This window comes from Salinibacterium sp. UTAS2018 (assembly GCF_004118935.1).
Classification (GTDB): Bacteria; Actinomycetota; Actinomycetes; order Actinomycetales; family Microbacteriaceae; genus Rhodoglobus.
Genome location: NZ_CP035375.1, coordinates 2,551,697 through 2,572,828 on the forward strand (window position 1 = coordinate 2,551,697; position 21,132 = coordinate 2,572,828).

Annotated in this window: 15 protein-coding genes, 1 tRNA gene and 1 other RNA gene; 15 read left to right on the top strand and 2 right to left on the bottom strand. The window is 61.8% G+C overall.

Going from position 1 to position 21,132, the window contains the following annotated elements:
* Positions 1–101: 101 nt before the first annotated feature.
* Positions 102–755, bottom strand: coding sequence for a hypothetical protein (locus tag ESZ53_RS12170; RefSeq protein WP_129073071.1), 654 nt, complete (start codon positions 753–755; stop codon positions 102–104).
* A 49-nt stretch (positions 756–804) separates the two neighbouring features.
* Positions 805–889 (bottom strand) — tRNA-Ser (locus ESZ53_RS12175).
* Between the two features lie 143 nt (positions 890–1,032).
* Here ESZ53_RS12175 and ffs point away from each other — a divergent pair.
* From ffs to ESZ53_RS12250, 15 genes are all read left to right on the top strand, one after another.
* An RNA gene (ffs, locus tag ESZ53_RS12180) (signal recognition particle sRNA small type) lies at positions 1,033–1,129 on the top strand.
* 39 nt (positions 1,130–1,168) lie between these two features.
* Positions 1,169–3,307: a phosphate acetyltransferase gene (gene pta, locus ESZ53_RS12185; RefSeq protein ID WP_129073072.1), complete on the top strand. Its 2,139-nt coding sequence runs from the start codon at positions 1,169–1,171 to the stop codon at positions 3,305–3,307.
* Positions 3,308–3,309: 2 nt separating this feature from the next.
* Positions 3,310–4,431, top strand: a complete 1,122-nt coding sequence (locus ESZ53_RS12190; RefSeq protein ID WP_129073073.1) for an acetate/propionate family kinase — start codon at positions 3,310–3,312, stop codon at positions 4,429–4,431.
* Positions 4,432–4,706: 275 nt separating this feature from the next.
* Entirely contained in the window at positions 4,707–8,816 is a 4,110-nt protein-coding gene (locus ESZ53_RS12195; protein WP_168187246.1) for an IPT/TIG domain-containing protein, read from the top strand.
* Positions 8,817–8,984: 168 nt separating this feature from the next.
* Positions 8,985–11,195, top strand: a complete 2,211-nt coding sequence (locus ESZ53_RS12200) for a DNA polymerase III subunit gamma and tau (protein ID WP_129073075.1) — start codon at positions 8,985–8,987, stop codon at positions 11,193–11,195.
* Positions 11,196–11,198: 3 nt separating this feature from the next.
* Positions 11,199–11,798 (top strand): recombination mediator RecR, encoded by a 600-nt coding sequence (recR, locus tag ESZ53_RS12205; protein ID WP_129073076.1) that lies wholly within the window; start codon positions 11,199–11,201, stop codon positions 11,796–11,798.
* A gap of 92 nt (positions 11,799–11,890) precedes the next feature.
* Complete coding sequence (locus tag ESZ53_RS12210; protein ID WP_129073077.1) at positions 11,891–13,156, top strand: aspartate kinase; 1,266 nt, start codon at positions 11,891–11,893, stop codon at positions 13,154–13,156.
* An 89-nt stretch (positions 13,157–13,245) separates the two neighbouring features.
* Positions 13,246–14,310, top strand: a complete 1,065-nt coding sequence (locus ESZ53_RS12215) for an aspartate-semialdehyde dehydrogenase (protein WP_129073078.1) — start codon at positions 13,246–13,248, stop codon at positions 14,308–14,310.
* A 40-nt stretch (positions 14,311–14,350) separates the two neighbouring features.
* Entirely contained in the window at positions 14,351–15,040 is a 690-nt protein-coding gene (locus ESZ53_RS12220; protein WP_129073079.1) for an SGNH/GDSL hydrolase family protein, read from the top strand.
* 66 nt (positions 15,041–15,106) lie between these two features.
* On the top strand, positions 15,107–15,778 hold the full coding sequence (locus ESZ53_RS12225) for an SGNH/GDSL hydrolase family protein (RefSeq protein WP_129073080.1): 672 nt from the start codon (positions 15,107–15,109) through the stop codon (positions 15,776–15,778).
* A 20-nt stretch (positions 15,779–15,798) separates the two neighbouring features.
* Positions 15,799–17,274, top strand: coding sequence for a malate:quinone oxidoreductase (locus tag ESZ53_RS12230; RefSeq protein ID WP_129073081.1), 1,476 nt, complete (start codon positions 15,799–15,801; stop codon positions 17,272–17,274).
* A gap of 144 nt (positions 17,275–17,418) precedes the next feature.
* Positions 17,419–18,639, top strand: a complete 1,221-nt coding sequence (locus ESZ53_RS12235; RefSeq protein ID WP_129073082.1) for a sensor histidine kinase — start codon at positions 17,419–17,421, stop codon at positions 18,637–18,639.
* Entirely contained in the window at positions 18,636–19,790 is a 1,155-nt protein-coding gene (locus tag ESZ53_RS12240) for a hypothetical protein (RefSeq protein WP_129073083.1), read from the top strand. Before ESZ53_RS12235 ends, ESZ53_RS12240 begins: the two co-directional genes overlap by 4 nt.
* Positions 19,777–20,460 (top strand): response regulator, encoded by a 684-nt coding sequence (locus tag ESZ53_RS12245; RefSeq protein ID WP_129073084.1) that lies wholly within the window; start codon positions 19,777–19,779, stop codon positions 20,458–20,460. The genes ESZ53_RS12240 and ESZ53_RS12245 overlap by 14 nt, the downstream gene beginning before the upstream one ends.
* Positions 20,460–21,125 carry a thymidine kinase gene (locus tag ESZ53_RS12250; protein WP_129073085.1) on the top strand — a complete coding sequence of 222 codons (666 nt, stop codon included), beginning with the start codon at positions 20,460–20,462 and terminating at the stop codon, positions 21,123–21,125. The genes ESZ53_RS12245 and ESZ53_RS12250 overlap by 1 nt, the downstream gene beginning before the upstream one ends.
* Positions 21,126–21,132: the final 7 nt, after the last annotated feature.

Sequence of the window (21,132 nt, forward strand, 5' to 3'; positions counted from 1 at the left end):
GGCGCGGCTTTTGTCGTGCGGTCCGGCGCTGGCGGCGGACGCGAGCGGCACGCGCTGGGCGCTGGGCGGGACGCGCTGGGATCCGAGCTGGGAGCTGAAAGCTAGGAGCTGAGCGTGCGCAAGTACGCGAGCGCAGCCATGAGGATAGCGGCGGTAGCGGCGGTTGCGCCGATCGCGACAGCGATAAAGGCCGTCGGATGCCGTTCAAAGAAGTACAACGACTCCGGGTAATCTTCCCGAATTTCGCCTGTCGAGACGGTGCCGGCAATGCGCGTCGTGGGAACAGAGAACGCTGCCGCGACGAGATCGAAGTGTTCGGGAGCCCAGTACTGACCACGCATTCGCAGCAGGCGGCGCTTATTGGGCCCCATCACAGCGAGCGTCGGCCGCGACTCTAATCCGTCGCTCGTGTAGACCTCGGCGACAAGCATGTGTTCGGCATCCGCCTTGTTGAAATGTACGGTGCGGCCAAAGAAGCCGCGTTCGCTCACCACGGGGGCCTCGGCGGAGAACCAGATCCCGATCCGGAAGTAGGCGACGATGGCGCCGACAGCCACGAGGATCGCCACGATCTGAGTGATGACGACGGCAAGCCACGGGCCGTCGGGGAGCACGATGATATACAGCACGCCGAAGACCGGGCCCAAGAATGCCAGCCCAGCGATGAGCCCGCGGTGATAGAGGCTGCGCGGAGGAACGATTCGCTGGCGTGGATCGCGAGAAGATAAATCGTAAGGATTGCTGTTTCGTGACAACGGCAATCCCTTTCGTCAGTTCGCGCCGCGCGACTTCAGCCTTATAGAGCGGAGAATGGGGGATTCGAACCCCCGAGGGCTTGCACCCAACACGCTTTCCAAGCGTGCGCCATAGGCCACTAGGCGAATTCTCCTGGCAAGTTGAACACGCCTAAGCGAAAACAACCTCATGTGATCATAACGGGGTCGAGGGCCTAGCGGTAATCGACGCGGCAAACACGTCGAATGCGGCGGCGGCGGGCGCGCGCAACGGCGTCTCAAATTTGGGTAGACTGAGGGCGGCTCCTCGCGTGGCGCCATCCAGGCCAACTCCCCCAGGACGGAAACGTAGCAAGGGTAACCGGGCTCTGGCGGGTGCGCGAGGGGTCTTTTCTTTTGTGCTGATCAGCAGGTGCGGCGCGTAGGCTGAAGCCGTGACGCGAAACATTTACATCACTTCCATTGAGGGCCACGCCGGCAAGTCCACGATCGCCCTCGGTCTGCTTGACACGCTTAGTCGTGAAGCTAAACGGTTGGGGGTGTTTCGGCCAGTTGCTCGCACGAGTGACGAACGCGACTACGTCTTAGAGATGTTGCTCGGCCACGAGGCTGTGAACCTCAGCTATGACGATGCGGTTGGCGTGGGGTATGACGACGTCCACTCTGATCCCGAGCTCGCTCTCAGCCGTATTATCGAGCGCTTCAAAGCGGTTGAAGCCCAGTGCGATGTCGTTGTTATCGTCGGCTCGGACTATACGGATGTCGGCAGCCCCACCGAGCTGTCGTATAACGCTCGCGTCGCGGCAAACCTCGGTGCGCCGGTGCTTCTGGTGTTGGGCGGTCAGTCTGAGGATGGCGAGAGCCGCAGCCCCGCCGACATGGCTCAGGTCTATTCCATCGCTCATCAAGAGCTGGATGCCGCGCATGCGCAACTGGTCGGCGTTGTCGTCAATAGGTCTGACCCTGGTCACCTCGACAACATCATCGCCGGGGTGAGCGCCGCGGTCGGCGACGATACTCCCGTCTGGGCTATTCCCGAAGATCCCTTCCTTATTGCTCCCAGCCTTGGCTCCTTGCTCACCGCTGTTGACGGTGAGCTGTTGCGCGGTGACCCCGATCTGCTGCAGCGCGAAGCGCTCGGTGTAGTCGTTGCCGGCATGACGATGGAGAACGTGCTGCTGCGTCTCATCGAGGGTTCGGTTGTGGTGGTTGCCGGCGACCGGTCGGATGTGTTGCTGGCGACACTGATGGCGCACGCGTCAGAGACGTTCCCGTCGCTCGCGGGCATCATCCTGAACGGTGGCTTCGATCTTTCGCCGCAAATAGAGCGGCTGATCGAGGGCCTCGACGTTGCGTTGCCCGTGATCCGTACATCGTTTGGTACTTATGACACCGCGCGCACGATCACGAAGACTCGCGGTCGTTTGGCTGCGGAGTCTCCGCGTAAGTTCGACACTGCGCTCGCGCTGTTCGAACAGCATGTGGATGCCGCTGAGCTCATGCGCCGCCTTGACCTGCATCCGGCCACGGTCGTGACGCCGCTCATGTTCGAATACGGGCTTCTTGATCGCGCCCGCCAGCGCCCGCAGCACATCGTGCTGCCCGAGGGCAACGACGACCGCATTCTTCGCGCCTCCAGCACACTGCTACGCCGAGGCGTTGCCCAGCTCACGATTCTCGGCGACGAGGGCGAAGTGCGGGGACGTGCCGCTGAGCTCGGTCTCGATATCTCGGGCGCGAGCATCCTGAGTCCTTTCGATGAAGAGCTGCGCAATCGTTTCGCGACGGAGTACGTGAAGCTGCGCGCCCACAAGGGGATGACGATGGAGGTCGCCCGCGACACGGTGACCGACGTGTCGTACTTTGGCACGATGATGGTGCACTTGGGTCTTGCCGACGGCATGGTCTCGGGTGCGGCGCACACCACGGCGCACACGATCCGGCCCAGCTTTGAGATCATCAAGACAAAGCCCGATGTGTCGATCGTGTCGAGCGTGTTTTTGATGTGCCTCGAAGACCGCGTGCTGGTCTACGGCGACTGTGCCGTGAACCCTGATCCGGATGCTGCCCAGCTTGCTGACATCGCGATCTCGTCGGCCGCGACCGCAGCCCAGTTCGGAATCGACCAGCGCATTGCGATGCTCTCGTACTCCACCGGCACCTCGGGCAGCGGAGCGGATGTCGACAAGGTGCGCGCTGCAACCGCTCTCGTGAGTGAACGTCGCCCCGACCTCGCGGTCGACGGCCCCATCCAATACGACGCCGCAGTGGATGCCGCTGTCGGCAAGTCCAAAATGCCCGACTCCGAGGTGGCTGGCCGCGCCACAGTATTTGTGTTCCCTGACCTCAACACCGGAAACAACACGTACAAGGCCGTGCAGCGAAGTGCGGGCGCTGTGGCGATCGGGCCCGTGCTTCAGGGTCTTCGCAAACCGATCAATGATCTCTCGCGCGGTGCCCTCGTGCAAGACATTGTGAACACGGTCGCGATCACCGCGATTCAGGCTCAATCGGTGGCTGCAGAGGCCGCCGCTCTACGGGGCATCGCCGCCGATGCCTCCGCCAAGGAGTAAGAATGACAACTGTTTTCGTGGTGAACTCGGGTTCGTCGTCGATCAAATGGGAACTGCTCGATGCCGAGTCCGGTTCCGTCTTTAGTGGCGGCATCGTGGAACGCATCGGAGAACTCGGCGGAGGCGCCGCGGACCACGACGACGGCATGCGTCAGATTCTGGCGGAGCTGGGGGATGAGCATCCGGCCGTCGTCGGTCACCGCGTGGTTCATGGGGGAGCGGAGTTCACCGCTGCGACCGTGATCACCGATGAGGTCGAGGATCGTCTCGAAGAGATTTCAGTTCTGGCGCCGCTGCATAACCCGGCCAACCTCAAAGGCATTCGAGCGGCACGGGCCACCTTCGCTACGGTGCCTCACGTGGCGATCTTCGACACCGCCTTTCACGGAACGTTGCCGCCCGAGGCGTACACCTACGCGATCAACACTGAGTTGGCGCGAACGCACGGCATCCGTCGCTACGGCTTTCATGGCACCTCGTATCGCTACGTTGCGGAACGAACCGCGGCCGTGCTCGGCACAGAGCTCGCTGACCTCAAGTTGATCGTCTTCCACCTCGGCAATGGCGCCTCGGCCTGCGCCATCGATGGCGGTCGCAGCGTAGAAACGTCGATGGGGATGACGCCGCTGGAGGGCCTTGTCATGGGAACTCGTTCGGGCGATATCGATCCCGGAGCGCTATTTCACCTCGGTCGTTCTGGAATGGACCTTCCCGGGTTAGACCACTTGCTCAATCGTGAGAGTGGTCTGCTGGGCATGACGGGCACTGGCGACATGCGTGACGTTCAATCCAAGGCGGATGCGGGCGACGAGCGCGCCCAAGCGGCGCTCGCGGTTTACTACCATCGCCTTCGTCACTACCTGGGGGCTTACCTCGTGGCGTTGGGCGGAGCGGACGCGGTTGTCTTCACTGCCGGGGTGGGGGAAAACAATGCGAACACTCGCTTGGCCACCGTTCAGGGGCTCGAATCGTTCGGCATTGTGATGGATGTCGCAGCCAACTCCGAAGCGCGCCGAGACGAACGAATCGTGTCGGCATCCGATTCGACGGTGAAGGTTCTCGTGATTCCGACCAACGAGGAACTGCAGATAGCACGGGAGTCGGTCGAGGCTGTAACCCGGTAGACCACTCTTTGTCCCCCGTTCTGGTCTCTTGTAGTGGTCCACTCTGAGCTTTTATTGTTTACGTGAGGCCGAATTCGGGCGGACTCAGCGTGGGGCCAACCACCCCGCGAGTAGCTCACCACTACTCGAGCTGAGTGCGGGCGCAGAGTGCGCAGGCCTCGGATCAGGGGGCAGTTGTGGTTTTCAGGGAACCAATTTTCGGAACGCGCGGGCACACGAGGGGTCTATCGCGATCGCTTCGCGCGGGCGTCGCGACGTTCGCCGCAGCAGGGCTAGTGACGCTGTCGGTCTTTTCCGCCGGCGCTCCAGCGCAAGCCGCGGCCGGCGATGACTCGGTTGCCGAGTCTGCGTTTTTATCTGGTGACTTAGTCGCGAGTATTCTCGCCGCGGATCTGGGTCATGTAGCGGTGAGCAACGACGGTACGCTAACCACTCAGACGGCTAATTCGGGTATCGGTGCGAGCATCGATCTATCTGCCCTCAGCCTGCCGTTGACTCTCGACGCTGGCCTGCTCAGAACCTTTGCCGAGGCCGAAAATGAGGGCAGTTCGGTCGCAGCTGCTGGGCTGATCGATGTCAGCGGCGATTTCTCGAGTGCCAATCCGTCTTACACGCCGGGATCGTTCAGCCTCGACCTTACCGATGCTCTGTCCGGATCCGAAGCGCTGCTCACCGAGCTTGCTGAGCTGAAACTCGATCTTGGCGCGCTTAGTTCGCGAGCGTCAATCGATGCAGCCGGCGCGCCTGTCGGCGACTACCAAATCGTCGGCACCCAGCTTCTCTTGACGAGCAACACGCTCGCAGGGGTCGTAGGAACGGTCAATACCGCTGCGGGCCTCGTGGAAACTGAGGTGGACGCCCTCGTGGGGCCTGGCGGCGCGATCCTCGCTGAGGTGACCGACGTTGTAGACGATGCGCTCAGCACATTGAACCTCGGTTCGGTTTCCGCGAGCGTTTCGTTGGACTTGGTGGGCGCCGTTAGCACCGTGTTGACGGATCCGTTGACGAATCCGCTCGTCAACGGTGCTGTGACGCTCGACCTCTCAACGGGCATCGTCGCAATCGACCTGAACGAGCTCAACGCCGGTGGCTTATCGAATCAGCCAGCGAACACAAACATTCTTACCGCGGACCAGCTAGCAGCAGTCGCTGCATCGCTCGACACAATTTTGTTTGATCTCCAAACCAGGCTCAACAATGCGGTTTCGTCGACTCTCACGGCTGCGGTATTGGACGTCGCCGTCGTTTTGGAACTTGGGTCCCTTTCTGTCGCTACTTTGACGATCGCGGGGCCGCTGGGCGATTTCGCGTCTGGAGAAGCTGAAGCGAACATTCAGCTGCTCCCCGGTCTTGGCACCATCACAGCTGGTATCGTCTCGCCGCTCCTGAACGGGGTTCTTGCCGGGGTGCTTAGTGGCTTGGGCGGAGGGCTCACATCAGTATCCACACTTCTTGATCCCGCCGGGCCAGTTATGGGTGGCTTCGCTTCCACCCTCACAAGTCAGGTTGTCGCGCTGGTTAGTGGCGCGCTCGAACTGGTTCTCGATTCTCTTCCGGCCCTTATTAGTCTGACCGTGAACCATCAAGAGTTCACGGGCACTGCTCCAAACCAGAAGTTTGTCGAGACCGCGCTTCGTGTTGAGGTGTTGCAAGGTGTCCTAGCGACCCTGAACATTGCGCAGGCGGCTGTCGGCCCGAACTTCGCGGGTGTTCGCCCGGCCATCACTGATGTCGATCCCACCAGCGGACCGGTAACGGGTGGCACCTCTGTCACGCTGACGGGAACTGATTTCAACGGTTCTACCGGCGTTACGTTCGATGGCACGGCGGGCACCGACTTCACCGTTGTCAGCGATACGGAGATCACGGTCACGAGCCCGGCGCACGCTGCGGGCGGCGTTGAGGTCATCATTCAACATCCGGCTGGCGCTTCAGACGATGCTGAATTCACCTACACGCCGGTACCTGTCATCTCGTCGCTCGACCCGGACTTCGGCCCGATCGCAGGCGGCACCGCGGTGACGATCACCGGCTCCGACTTCACGGATGCCACGGCTGTCACGTTCGACGGAACTGAGGGCACAATCTTTACCGTCGTCAGCGACACTCAGATTACGGTGACAAGCCCGGCTCACGCTCTGGGCGCAGTTGACCTGATCATTGAGCGCGACTCTGGAGACTCAGCTCCCGAAACCTTTACGTATCGCGGAGCCCCGACGGTGTCGAACATGACTCCGGTCGAGGGGCCACTCGCGGGCGGCACTGCAGTGACGATCACGGGAACCGGCTTCACCGGCTCCACGGGAGTCACCTTCGACGGCGCTGACGGAACATCGTTCACGGTAGTGAGCGACACCGAGATCACCGTCTCGAGCCCCGCTCACGCTGCGGAAACGATTGACGTGATTGTGGTGCATCCGATTGGGAATGCAGACGCCGGTGAATTCACTTACACGGCTGCCCCCATCATCTCCTCGCTCTCGCCGAACATCGGCCCCATCGATGGCGGCACTGCTGTGACAATTACCGGCTCGGGTTTCACCGGGTCAACGGGCGTCACTTTTGATGGGGATGACGGAACGTTGTTCACGGTCGTGAGCGATACCGAGATCACCGTCACCACCCCGGCGCATGAAGTCGCCGTAGTCGACGTCGTTGTGCTCAACACTCCGGCCAATTCGACCCCTGGTGCATTCAGCTACCAAGAGGCTCCTACCGTGTCAGGGATCGCTCCTGACGAGGGACCGCTTGCTGGTGGCACCGAAGTGACGATCACAGGCACCGGCTTTACCGGCGCCACGGGCGTCACTTTCGATGGGGAGGACGGAACCTCGTTCACCGTCGTGAGCGACACTGAGATCACCGTTACCACTCCGGCGGGCGTCGAAGGCGCAGCCGCCGTGGTGGTCGAGCACCCCGCGGGCGACGCCAGCGCGGGTGACTTCACCTACGTAGCCGCACCGACCATCTCAGCGATGGACCCCGACCTGGGGCCGATTGCGGGTGGCACCGAGGTCACGATCACGGGAACCGGCTTTACCGACGCGACCGGTGTGACTTTCGACGGGGATGACGGAACGTCGTTCACTGTCGTCAGCGACACTGAGATTACTGTCTCCAGCCCGGCTCACGCCGCGGGCGCTGTGGCTGTTGTCGTGGAGCACGTGGGCGGAGACACCGCTGCCGGAGACTTCATTTACCTCGCCAACCCGAGCGTCACTGATCTGGCTCCCACCTCTGGCCCGCTGGCTGGTGGCACCGAAGTCACGATCACGGGCACCGGCTTTACCGGGGCAACGGGAGTCACGTTCGATGGAGACGCTGGAACGTCGTTCACCGTAGTGAGCGACACCGAGATCACGGTCACGAGCCCGGCGCACGGCGCCGGCGCTGCGGCAGTCATCGTCGAGCATCCGGTGGTCGACGCCGCTGCTGGCGACTTCACCTACACCGACGGACCGGCGATCGCTTCGCTCACTCCCGACGTTGGGCCGGTCGCGGGAGGAACAGTGGTGACGATTGCGGGCACCGGATTCACCGGAGCAACGGGAGTGACCTTCGATGGAGAGGACGGAACATCGTTCGATGTGGTGAGTGACACTGAAATTACGGTGAGCAGCCCGGAGCACGATGCCGGGGCAGTCAACGTGGTCGTCGCGCACCCCAGTGGGGACTCAGCGCCCGAGACGTTCACCTACCTCGCTACCCCCGCAGTGACCCTCGTGTCGCCCAACGCGGGACCGCTAGAAGGCGGCACCGAAGTCACGATCACGGGAACCGGTTTCACCGGGGCAACGGGAGTCACGTTCGATGGAGAGGACGGAACATCGTTCACTGTCGTCAGTGACACGGAGATCACGGTGACGAGCCCCGCGCACGATGCGGGCATCGCCGAGATCGTCATCCAGCATCCGATCGCCGACACTGTTGCGGGAGGCTTCACCTACGCCGCTTCAGGAATCCCGATCGTCAATTCCATGTCGCCGCTCCGAGGCCCGGACACGGGAGGCACGCTAGTGACTCTTCGCGGTAGTGGATTCCTGGGGGCCAACGGCGCTCGATTCGGTGCACTGTGGGGAACCAACTTCACCGTACTGAGCGACACCATGGCAACAGTGATGACGCCGGAGCACGAAGCAATGTGGGTACCCGCAGTGCTGTCCTCGGGCGCCGTAATGGCGGCCACGCCCGGCTTCACCTTCGAGCCAACCACCTTGGCACTAGCCGATACGGATACGGATACGGATACGGATACGGCTACGGGTGACGGCCTCGCCTACACCGGCTCATCTGGATTCCACGGAGCCTGGCTCGCACTGGCGCTCATCGCCGCTGGTGCGCTGCTCCTGATTTCTCGACGCCCCGCCGGTCGCCACCGCGCCTGACTAACGGTGGCGGCGCGTTGAACCGCTGCCACCGCGTCGCTCGCCTCGAGAACGAAGCGCGTGCAGGATTCTCCATCCCCCCAGGGGAATCCTGCACGTCTGTTCGAGCGATGCCTTGGTGATCCGAGCGCGTTGGGATCGTCAGCGGGCACGACTACGCTAGGGATCGTGGTTGCTGCCCTATATCGCCGATACCGGCCTGAGACTTTTGCTGAACTCATCGGCCAGTCTCAAGTGACCGATCCGCTGCGCACGGCGTTGCGCACCGATCGCGTCAATCACGCCTATCTCTTTAGCGGTCCGCGTGGGTGTGGCAAGACCACATCCGCTCGCATTCTTGCTCGCTGCCTTAACTGTGCCGAGGGCCCGACCGACACTCCTTGCGGCGTGTGCGCCTCGTGTGTCGAACTGTCGCGTGATGGTGGCGGTTCGCTCGACGTCGTCGAGATTGACGCGGCAAGCCACAACGGTGTTGAGGATGCCCGTGACCTGCGCGAGCGTGCTGTGTTTGCACCGGCCCGCGACCGTTTCAAGATCTTCATTCTCGACGAAGCGCACATGGTGACGCCCCAGGGCTTCAACGCGATGCTCAAGATCGTTGAAGAGCCGCCGGAGCACGTGAAGTTCATCTTCGCCACTACCGAGCCAGACAAGGTGATTGGCACGATTCGTTCGCGCACTCATCACTACCCCTTCCGCCTCGTGCCGCCTGCTCAGATGCTGGATTACGTTCAGCAGCTGTGTGAGAGCGAAAGCGTTACGGTCGAGCCCGGAGTGCTGCCGCTTGTCGTGCGCGCCGGTGGCGGATCAGTGCGTGACACCCTGTCGCTACTCGACCAGCTCATTGCCGGCTCCGAAACTCAGACCGTCATCTATGAGCGCGCCGTTGCCTTGCTCGGTTACACGCACGCAGAACTACTCGATGAAGTCATTGACGCTCTCGGCTCCGGTGACGCCGGTGCCGCATTCTCGTCGGTCGACCGGGTTGTGCAGACGGGTCAAGACCCTCGGCGCTTTGTCGAAGACTTGCTTGAGCGGATGCGCGACCTCATCGTTGTGGCCGCCACCGCCGGTAGCGCGGCAGAAGTGCTTCGCGGCATCCCGCAAGACCAGCTCGAACGTATGGGGCAGCAGGCGCACACTCTGGGCGCTGCGGAACTCTCACGGGCCGCCGACATCATCAACGCCGCTCTGTCTGAAATGACCGGCGCGACATCGCCGCGACTGCACCTTGAGTTGATGGTGGCTCGCATCATGGTTCCTGCCAGCGATGACACCCAGCGCGGTGCTCTCGCTCGCGTCGAGCGTTTGGAGCGGCGCATCGGTATCGACGGCGACGGATCAGTTGCCGCCGCCTCAACGACACCTCCCGCTCCCCGTGCTGCTGTCGCGCCCGCAGCGCGTGCGGCCGCTCCGGCTCCGGCAGCAGCGCCTTCTTCCGCCGCCGAGCCGGCTCCGGCCAGTGACCGCGACGCGGTTGCGGCGCCGGTCGCTGCGCCTACAACCGAACCTGCACCGGCTGCTACTGCCGCCGGCTCGGGCCTCCGGGCACCAGCCGCACCGCGCACGACCCCGATCTCGATCCAGCAGGTGAGAGACGCGTGGCCCGAGATCCTTGAAGTTGTTCAAGAACTCAAACGCACCGCGTGGATGGTCGTCTTCACGGCCAAGCCGCTCGAGCTGCGCGACGACAAGATTCTGGTGCTGTCGTTCCCGAGTGAGCGGGATGTCGAAGCCCTCAAGCAGCGCAGCGTGCCTGGCGAAGGTGTCGGCGACTACCTCAAAAAGGCATTTGTGCACGTGCTCGGATTCGAGCCGGCGTTCATTGCCAAGGTTGAGGGAGCACCATCCGCTCCTCCCGCCAGCCCGCCCGCGGCCACCGCTGCTGCTCCAGCAGCACCGAGCCAGGAATCGCGCTCGCAGGCAACGGCGCCTGCCCAGTCTTCGGCTCCGTCGCGCGCGCCCCAGCCGGAGGCTCCCGCTGTTGACGAGGGCCCCGAGCCCGAGGAGCCTGCACCGGCCGAAGATCGTGAGCCCGGGGGATGGGCTGTAGCCGCGATTCCGGAATCAGAGCCTGAACCCGAGACCGATCCTTCAGCGCCGCGTGGTGCCGCAGCAGCCCAAGAAACAGTCAGGCAACAGGCGCAGCGCGCTCAGCAGAAGGGCGACGGCCCCGCAGTCGATCGCCTCGCGGCGGCGGCAGCAGCAGCACCGCCAGCACCGCCCGAGTCGCAAGCACGGGTCGCGATGTCGGCGACTGCTGCCCGCATGGACCGCTCGCGCTATGGCGAGGCAGTGGTGCGCGAATTGCTCAACGCCACTTTTATTGAAGAACAACAAGTAGAGCCCCGAGTGGTTCCGCAGCCGAGAGACGAGTAACCCGTGTACGACGGAATTGTGCAAGAACTGATCGACGAACTCGGTCGGCTTCCCGGCATCGGGCCCAAATCGGCGCAGCGTATCGCCTTCCACATTCTGCAGACCGAGAGCTTTGACGTGCGCCGCCTTGCAGAGCTGCTCAACGACATCCGCGACAAGGTGCACTTCTGTGCCATCTGCGGCAACGTTGCCGAGCAAGAGACGTGCTCTATCTGTCGTGATCCTCGCCGATCGCCAGCGACAATTTGTGTCGTCGAGGAGGCTAAAGACGTCGTCGCGGTCGAGCGCACTCGTGAATTCCGTGGCCTGTATCATGTACTGGGTGGGGCCATCAGCCCTATCGACGGAATCGGTCCTGACCAGTTGCGCATCAAACAACTGCTGGGCCGGTTGGCTGACGGTGTCGTCACAGAAGTCATCATCGCGACCGACCCCAATCTCGAAGGTGAAGCAACCGCGACCTACCTCACGCGGCTTCTCGTTCAACCGAACCTTCGAATCTCGCGCCTCGCCTCCGGTCTCCCGGTTGGTGGAGATCTGGAATACGCCGATGAGGTAACTCTGGGTCGTGCATTTGAGGGTCGTCGAACGATCGACAACTAGCACTCCCGTAACGAAGTTCGCCGGGTGTGCGTGCACCGTTAGACTCGCACTTCGGGCAGCAATTGCCCGCAAACGCAAGCTTCAGGAGAACAATGAGCCTCATCGTTCAGAAGTTCGGTGGCTCGTCCGTTGCCGACGCTGAGAGTATCAAGCGCGTCGCCAAGCGAATCGTCGAGACCCGCAAAGCGGGAAACGACGTCGTAGTAGTGGTCTCTGCCATGGGCGACACCACCGACGAGCTCTTCGACCTCGCCGCGCAGGTTGTACCGGTGCCGAGCGGCCGCGAGCTCGACATGCTGCTCACCGCCGGTGAACGAATTTCGATGGCGCTTCTGGCGATGTCGATCAAAAGTTTGGGCGTCGATGCCCGCAGCTACACCGGCAGCCAGGCTGGAATGGTCACGGATGCCCAGCACGGCGCCGCTCGCATCGTGGAGGTTTCACCCCGCCGCGTTCGGGAGGCCCTCGATGATGGCGCTATCGCGATCGTCGCTGGCTTCCAAGGCTTCAACCGCGGCACCGGGGACATCACGACCCTCGGGCGCGGTGGTTCAGACACCACGGCCGTAGCGCTTGCCGCTGCCCTCGGCGCTGAAACCTGCGAGATCTACACCGACGTTGACGGAATCTTCACGGCGGATCCCCGCATCGTGAAGTCTGCCGGCAAAGTCGATGTCGTCACGAGCGAAGAGATGCTCGAGCTTGCTGCGGCGGGCGCCAAAGTTCTCGACGTGCGTGCTGTCGAATATGCGCGCCGTCACGGCGTCACAATTCATGTGCGGTCGTCGTTCAACAACAACACGGGCACGTTAGTGGTCAATCCGAAGGATGGAGAGAGCGTGGAAGAAGCAATCATCACAGGTGTTGCCTCCGATCTGAGCGAAGCGAAGATCACGGTGGTGGGAGTTCCTGACGTTCCCGGTAAGGCTGCGCAGATCTTCACGATCGTGGCGTCAGCCAATGCCAACATCGACATGATCGTTCAGAACGTTTCGCTGGCATCCACAGGTCGCACCGATATCTCCTTCACTCTGAAGAAGTCGGATGCCGAAGACGTGTTGCGTGCGCTGACCTTCCGTCAAGAAGAAGTTGGCTTTGAGTCGCTGCAGCACGACGACCAGATCGGCAAGCTGTCGGTTGTTGGTGGCGGTATGCGCACCAACGCGGGAGTTTCCGCTCGCCTCTTCACGGCGCTCTTCGAGGCCGGTATCAACATGGAAATGATCTCTACGAGTGAGATTCGTATCTCTGTGGTGACGCGCGCCGACACCGTTGCTGAGGCTGTTCGCGTGGTTCACACCGCGTTCGGGCTCGATGGCGACGAAGAAGCTGTAGTTCACGCGGGCACGGGGCGCTAATTCCCGGTCGGCCCTGAGGCCGTCGCTTGTCGTAGATTGGGTTGTTCGGCGTTAGTGTTGCCGAACACAGACTGTAAGTAGAGGTTTTCATGGGTAATGCAGGCATCCGTATTGGTGTTGTTGGTGCAACGGGTCAGGTCGGTGCTGTTGTGCGCCGTCTGCTCGAAGAGCGTGATTTTCCGGTAGCGGAGATTCGCTACTTCGCGTCATCGCGCAGCGCTGGAACTACTCTGCCGTTCAAGGGCGAGCAGATCACCGTTGAAGACGCCGCCATTGCAGACCCCACCGGGCTCGATGTGGCGATCTTCTCTGCCGGCGCAACAACGTCGCTCGCTCAGGCACCGCGCTTCGCTGCTGCCGGTGTCACGGTCATCGACAACTCCTCGGGCTGGCGCATGGACCCCGAGGTTCCCTTGGTGGTCAGCGAGGTCAATCCGCACGCGATTGACCAGGCCGTGAAGGGCATCATCGCGAACCCAAACTGCACCACGATGGCGGCCATGCCCGTGTTGAAGGTGTTGCATGCCGAAGCAGGCCTTGAGCGTCTGATCGTCAGCACCTACCAGGCGGTATCGGGCGCTGGCCTCGCCGGTGGCGAAGAGCTGCTCGAGCAGGCTGCGGCTGCTATTGCTCAAAACACGATGGGGCTCGTCGAAGACGGTGCTGCTGTCACGATGCCCGCGCCGAGCAAGTTTCCCAAGAACATCGCCTTCAACGTGGTTCCCCTTGCCGGCAGCATTGTCGACGACGGTCTCAACGAGACCGACGAAGAGAAGAAGCTGCGCAACGAAAGCCGCAAGATTCTCGAACTGCCGAACCTTCTGGTGAGCGGCACGTGCGTTCGCGTCCCGGTGTTCACCGGTCACTCGCTGTCGATCAACGCGGAATTCAGCAAGCCGTTGAACCCCGAGCGTGCGATGGAACTGCTGGCGGATGCTCCGGGCGTGAGCCTCAGCGACATCCCGACGCCTCTCGAAGCCGCCGGCGCCGATCCCAGCTTCGTCGGTCGCATCCGCACCGACGAAGGCGTGCCGAACGGTCGCGGCCTTGCTCTGTTCATCAGTAACGACAACCTGCGCAAGGGTGCCGCGCTCAACGCGGTGCAAATCGCGGAACTGGTCGCAGCGAACATCATCGCAAAGGTCTCGGTCTAGCGGGAGCAATCCCTCTCTTCGTTTGCCCCGAACAATCCTTATGAGATCCGGATTCGCACTTCGCGCTCTAGCGCTCGCTGTCACGGCAGCTGTCGCGTTAGGTCTGTCGTCGTGCGCTGCGGTGCCGGAGGAAACCACGGCGGTAACGGCGTTCGTAGCCGAACCAGAACCGTTGCGTGTGGCCTTCTACGGAGACTCGTACACCAAGGGCGTCGGAGCCTCAGAGGAGGGCCTGCGCTGGTCGACGCTCGTGAGCCAGAAGCTCGGGTGGGAAGAGGTCAACCCGAGCGTGAGTGGCTTGGGGTTCATGAGAAAACGCGAGCTCTTCAGCACCGGCGACGTGCCCAGCATCATTCTTGCGGCTGATCCCGACGTTGTGCTTGTCACTCTGGGGCTGAACGATAATTTCACCTACGACGAGTTTGCAGACGAACTGCCGGGGCAGATTCTGAGTGACTTTCAGCGGCTCTCGATCGGGCTACCCAACGCTCGATTGATCGTGGTCGAACCCTTTTGGTACAAGAGCGAACGGCCTGAATCGGTCGAGATCATCATTTCGTGGGTGCATGACGCCGCGGTTGCTGTTGACGCTGAATACATTGCGGGTGCTTCGCACTGGTTAGATTTGCATCCGGAGTGGATGGCGCTTGACGACCTGCACCCGAACGATGCCGGTCATGCGGCGATTGCGGCGCGGATGACGCGCGAGCTGCGAATTATCGGCTTCTAACGCCCGTCGCTGCTGCGAGTCGCTGGGCACGCCCATCGTTATCGTTGCCCGCGCCGAACCCTTGGTATGAAGTTCGATTCTGTAGCTCGTACCATCGCGGCCACCGTTGTCGTGGCCGCGTCCTTTGGCCTTGCCGCGTGCACCGCAACTGAGCCGGTGGAAGAGCGTGACCCGAGCGCCGTGCGTGTCGCTTTCTACGGCGACTCGTACACGCTCGGCACGGGAGCCTCGGCATCGGAGAATCGGTGGTCAACCGTGGTGAGTGAACAGCGCGACTGGAGTGAGTTCAACCCCAGCGTGAATGGTCTGGGTTTCGTGAACAACCGAAGCACTGTCGGCGATGGCGACCTGCCGAGCCTAATCATTGAGGATGACCCCGACATCGTCTTCGTGACTATGGGCCTCAACGACAACTTCAGTTTCGGCTCGCGAGCACGTGACATTCAGGCCCAAATCGCGGACGATCTCGACCGCCTGACCACGGAGTTACCGGAGGCGCGCTTCATCGTCGTCGAACCTTTTTGGTACACGGATGAACGCCCGGATTCGGTTGACACCATCATTTCGTGGGTCGAAGAAGCGGCCGCCGATCGCGGGGCTGACTATATCGCCGGCGCCTCGCGCTGGATCGAAGGGCATCCCGAGTGGATGGCGAGCGACGGGCTGCACCCCAATGATGATGGCTATGCCGCGATGGCGACCCAGATGGATCAGGCTCTTCGCACCTTGGGGCTCTAACAGAAGGCTAAAGTGGAGTTGTGAAAAAAACCGTCGACGTCGCGCTTATCGGCGGCGGAATCATGAGTGCCACCCTCGGAATGCTGTTGAAGCAGTTGCAGCCTGACTGGGAGATCCAGATTTTCGAGCGCTTGGGCGATCTGGCCCAAGAGAGCTCGAACCCGTGGAACAACGCTGGTACCGGACATTCCGCGCTGTGCGAGCTGAACTACACCCCGCAAAAGAGCGATGGCTCTATCGAGATTTCGAGCGCGGTGAAGGTCAACGAGCAGTTCCAGGTATCGCGCCAGTTCTGGTCATATCTGGTCGACGAGGGCGCCCTGCCCGAGCCAAGCTCGTTCATCAACGCCACACCACACATGAGCTTCGTGTGGGGCGAAACCAACGTCGAGTACTTGCGCAAGCGTTTCGATGCGCTCAAGGACCACCCGTTGTTCGCGGGTATGGAGTACAGCGAAGACCCCGCCGTCATTCACGGCTGGGCGCCGCTCATGATGCCGGGCCGCCGCAAGTCAGAGCCGGTCGCGGCCACCCACATTCCCTCCGGAACAGACGTTGATTTCGGCGCTCTCTCGAACTATCTCATCGACAACCTCGTGGAGTCCGGTACAGAGCTGAACACGGGCATCGTTGTCAAGAATCTCAAGCGCCAGCGTGATGGTTCGTGGGATCTCAAGCTTCGCCACGACATCGGCGGCACTCCGGTCGACACGATCAATGCACGCTTCGTCTTTGTGGGCGCTGGCGGCTACGCGCTCAACCTGCTGCAGAAGTCGGGAATCAAGGAGATTCGCGGCTTCGGCGGCTTCCCCGTTAGTGGCGAGTTCTTGCGCACCGACAATCCCGAGATCGTCGCGGCTCATAGCGCCAAGGTGTATGGCAAAGCAGCCGTTGGCTCTCCTCCCATGTCTGTTCCGCACCTTGACCTCCGCGTCGTTGACGGCACCGGCAGTCTTATGTTCGGGCCGTATGCGGGATTCAGCCCCAAGTTCTTGAAGACTGGTTCTGTTCTCGACCTGTTCGCTTCCATCCGCTGGCACAACTTGCTGCCGATGGTTGCCGCGGGCATCAGCAACCTTTCTCTCGTCAAGTATCTGGTGAGCCAGCTCATGGCGAGCCCCGAGACCAAGTTCGAAGAACTCAAGCAGTTCGTGCCAAATGCGATGCCAGAAGACTGGTACAGCATCACCGCTGGACAGCGCGTGCAGGTCATGAAGAAAGACCCGAAGAAGATCGGTGTCTTGCAGTTCGGTACCGAGGTAGTGTCGTCGGCTGACGGAACGATCGCGGGTCTTCTCGGGGCATCGCCCGGAGCGTCGACCGCTGTGCCGATCATGCTCGGTCTTGTCGAGAAGTGCTTCCCTGACCGCATGGATGACTGGCGTCCCAAGATCGCGAAGATGATTCCGACCTTCGGGCAGCAGCTTTCCGATTCGCCCGAGCTTGCTCAGGCAACGCTAGAGCGCACCGCGAAAACTCTGCACATCAACCCCTAATCTGGGCACACCGAGCTATTCGTACCCCGTTTAGCCCGATTTCGCGCAAGATGTACCCCAAGTGCGGGGTACACGATGTACCCCGCGCGGTGTCATACTGGAGCAGTTGCGACTGCAACGGCGACACGGCGAACGGGAGCATGCATGTCTATCGGCCTGCCTGCTCACCTGCGAAAAGAGAGTGTGAGTCGTGCGCTCGCGCGAACGATCAATACGATCGCCTTTGTGTGTTTCAGCATCGCACTGCTCGCGGTGCTGAGTCTGCAAGCCAGCGACATGAGCCTGAATATTTGGCCCGCAGCGCTCGCCCTTGTTCCCATGCTCGTGACGGTGAGCCTCGTTAACCGCTTTCGCACCCCCTACTTCACCGTCGCTCATCTGGTCATCGGTGCTCCGGCGATCTATTGGTTCACGCTGATCGTGGTCTCGGAGCTCAGCCCGCTGGGGCCCATTAGCGAGTACCTCCTCAACTTGCCGACCATCGGCCTGATGCTGGTGGGCGGAGCCGCCAGCACTGTGGCTTGGAGCTTGCTCTGGATCACGCTCGGGCTTATCGCGTCGCAGGGCGCTTTCGCGTTGGCGGCCTGGCAACTGACCGGCGACACCCCGTTGAGCCCTGCGGCCTACATCGTTTTTGTCGCCGTGCTTGCCGTTCTGTTCATTCTTCGCTCGAGCCAACGAGGCGTTCGGCGAGTGCAATCACATTTACATCGAGCGGCACGGGACGACGAATTCGCAAGCCTTCGCTACGGAATCGAAGCCACCTCCGCCGCGGTCATGCATGACACGGTGCTCAGCCACCTCGCCGCGATCGCCAACGCGCCTTATGGTGCGATGAACGAAAAACTGCAGCGAGAGATTAAAAGGGATCTTGAGGTACTGATCGGCGAAGAGTGGCTGTCGTCCGCGGCATCCGACGAGCCCGACGATGCTCGCTTCGATTGGCAGGGAAGCCCGCTTTACACCGCCATCAGCGAAGCTCGCGCTCTCGAACTCGCCGTCGAAGTGACAGGAGACCTCGCGGCCCTGTCGCGGTTGGACGCTCGCGGTTCGGCGGCGCTCGGCCCGGCAGTCAAGCAATGCCTCCTCAACGTGATCAAACACTCAGGCACGATGCAGGCAGAGGTCGCTGTCTTTGGATCTCCCGACGAGGTGAGCGTGCTCGTGGTCGACAGCGGTAAAGGCTTCCATGAGGCAGAGACCGGGGAGGACCGCCTGGGGCTCCGGCAGTCCGTTCGCCGTCGCATCGAGCTTGTCTCCGGCACGGTTCAAGTGTGGTCGACCCCGGGGTTCGGCACTTCCGTGATGATCAGAGTGCCCACGTCGGAAAGCCAACCGGCACTCGCGGGAGGGGGAGTCGAGTGAAGGCGATTGTCGATACCTCCACCGTTCAACAGCTGGACCCGCTGGGTACCCTCGATGGCCGCCCGGCCGGTATCGTCGCTGTCGTCGGCTCGCTCGCATTCGGCATCGCGATCACGTGGAGCCGCGCGGCAGAGATTGAGTACCCCTTTCTCGCCAACGCCGCCCTATTTTTCATCGCGATCTCTGCGGTGTTCTATATTGCGAGCACGAGTGCTATCCGGCCTCCACTCGGCGGCGGCATGCATGCCCTCATCATCGGCATGCTCATCGTGGCGTTCGCCCTCAGTTCTGCCTCCGTCGGCAGCGGCGGCGAATCGTTGTCCGACGTGTGGGGCCCGATAACCATCGGTGTCGCGTGTATGGCTCTCGCGCCGTATCGCCCCATCGCTGAGTTGGTGACACTCGGCATTGTCGCGTCGATTTTCACGGGCTTCATCGGCCTGGTGCAGTCGTCAGTGGCCGATTTCGCGGCGCCGCCGATGATCGTCGTGTTGTATACGATGACCCCGGTACTCACGATGTCGCTGGGCGGAGCTGCATTCGCGCGTTCTTTAGCGAGCACCCACAAGCGGTGGGAAGCTAGGGCGCGTCGTGCTGCCCGTCGGCAGCTAGACCGCGAGCACGACAGCGTTGCTCGGTCGGTGCAGCAGGACCGCGTGACAATCCTCAACCGCGACGTCGTTCCACTGTTTACAGAACTGGCGCAACGCAGAATTGTCACGCCCGAGGACCGCGCTCGCGCCGCTCAATACTCTGATTCCATTCGCGGTCTCATGGTGAGCGAAGTCAATCGCAGTTGGCTCGAATCCGTTGTGGCAATGTCGTTTGGCGCGCTTGATGATGGGCGCCGCGTGCAGGACCCACATCGCCTCGCGACCGCGATGACACCGCACCAACGCACCGCGCTCAGAGCAGCCGTGCTCGCTGTTGCCTCGGGCACCGACTTAGTCGCCGAGAGTGTGCGGCTGCGAATTGAAAAGACTCCCACAGGCGCTCTCATCACCGTTAGTGGCAGCGTCGGCTCCAACGAATTGTCATGGCGTTCGTCGCTGGCACCCTATCTCGCTGTTCTTCGCGTAGTTTTTACTGGACTGCGCATCTCCTATCGCTCACCCTCCCTCACTGTTAGGTTCACGTATGACACCCCCTGAGAATCAACTCAGCGCTCGTCTCGGAGATCGTCCGCCGATCCGACTAGCAATCTTGGATGACCACGAAGTGCTGCTCGACAGCCTCAATAGCTGGATCACCAATAACGCACCGGACTTCGATGTCGTGCTCACCGCCAGCACCTGGCTCGAGCTTGTGCACAGCGACAAGTTTCCGACCGAACTGGTGTTCCTCGATTTTCAGCTCAAAGAGCCGGTCTCGATCGAAGCGCGCGTGCGTACCTGCCGTGCAGCAGGAGCCAAAGTCATCGTGCTCTCTAGCCTCGACAGTCGCGAAGCGCGGGACCGGGCGCTCGCCGCGGGTGCTGCGACCTTCCTCTCGAAGTCACTTCCCATGCATGAGGTGATGGATTCCGCTCGTCAGATCATGGGCGTCGAAGCCGAGGGTGCACAGCAACACGACTGGCGCCCGCTGCCCTCGGGCTCGGCCGATCAGTCCAAACCCAAGCTGAGTGCCGGTGAGGCGGATGCTCTCACCCTGTACGCTTCTGGACTAAGCACCCCGCAGGTCGCCGAGCGCATGAACGTTCAGTACGAGACCGCGAAGACGTACTTGCGGCGCGTGCGGGAAAAGTACGCAAAGGCCAATCGGCCGGCTAGCAAAAAGGCTGACCTGATTCGTCGGGCCGCTGAGGATGGATTTCTACGCTGATGAGCAAACTGTATTTTCGCTACGGAGCAATGAACAGTGGCAAGAGCACCGCGTTGCTGCAGGCGGCCTACAACTATGAAGAGCGTGGCCAGCAGGTCTTGCTCGCCAAACCGCACATCGATACCAAGGGCGATAGCGCGATCGTCTCGCGTTTGGGCGTCACTCGCCAAGTAGATTTCACTATCTCGCCGACCGACGAGGTCTACGACGTCTTCGCGCGCGAGCGGGCGAAGGTCTTCGAGGCCACTGGCCTGCCGGTGAGCTGCTTGCTCGTGGATGAAGCGCAGTTCTTTACCGAGGCGCAGGTCGATGACTTACTGCGGATCGCTATCGTCGAGAAGGTTCCGGTGTTGGCCTACGGCATCCGTACCGATTTTCAGACGGTGGCATTCCCCGGCAGTCGTCGCTTGCTCGAAATCGCGCACTCGCTCGAAGAACTCAAGACCATCTGTCGGTGTGGCCGTAAAGCGGTATTCAACGCGCGCACCGTCGGCGACCAGTTCATCTTCGACGGCGACCAGGTCGCTATCGATGGTGTGGATGTCGGATACCAGTCACTGTGCGGAGCCTGCTACCTCGAAGAGAGCGGTGGCGTTCTCAACAGCGGCTGGCGACCCAAGATCGAGTTCAGCTACGGAAGCGCGCCCGACGCCGACTTCTCCTAGGCGGTGT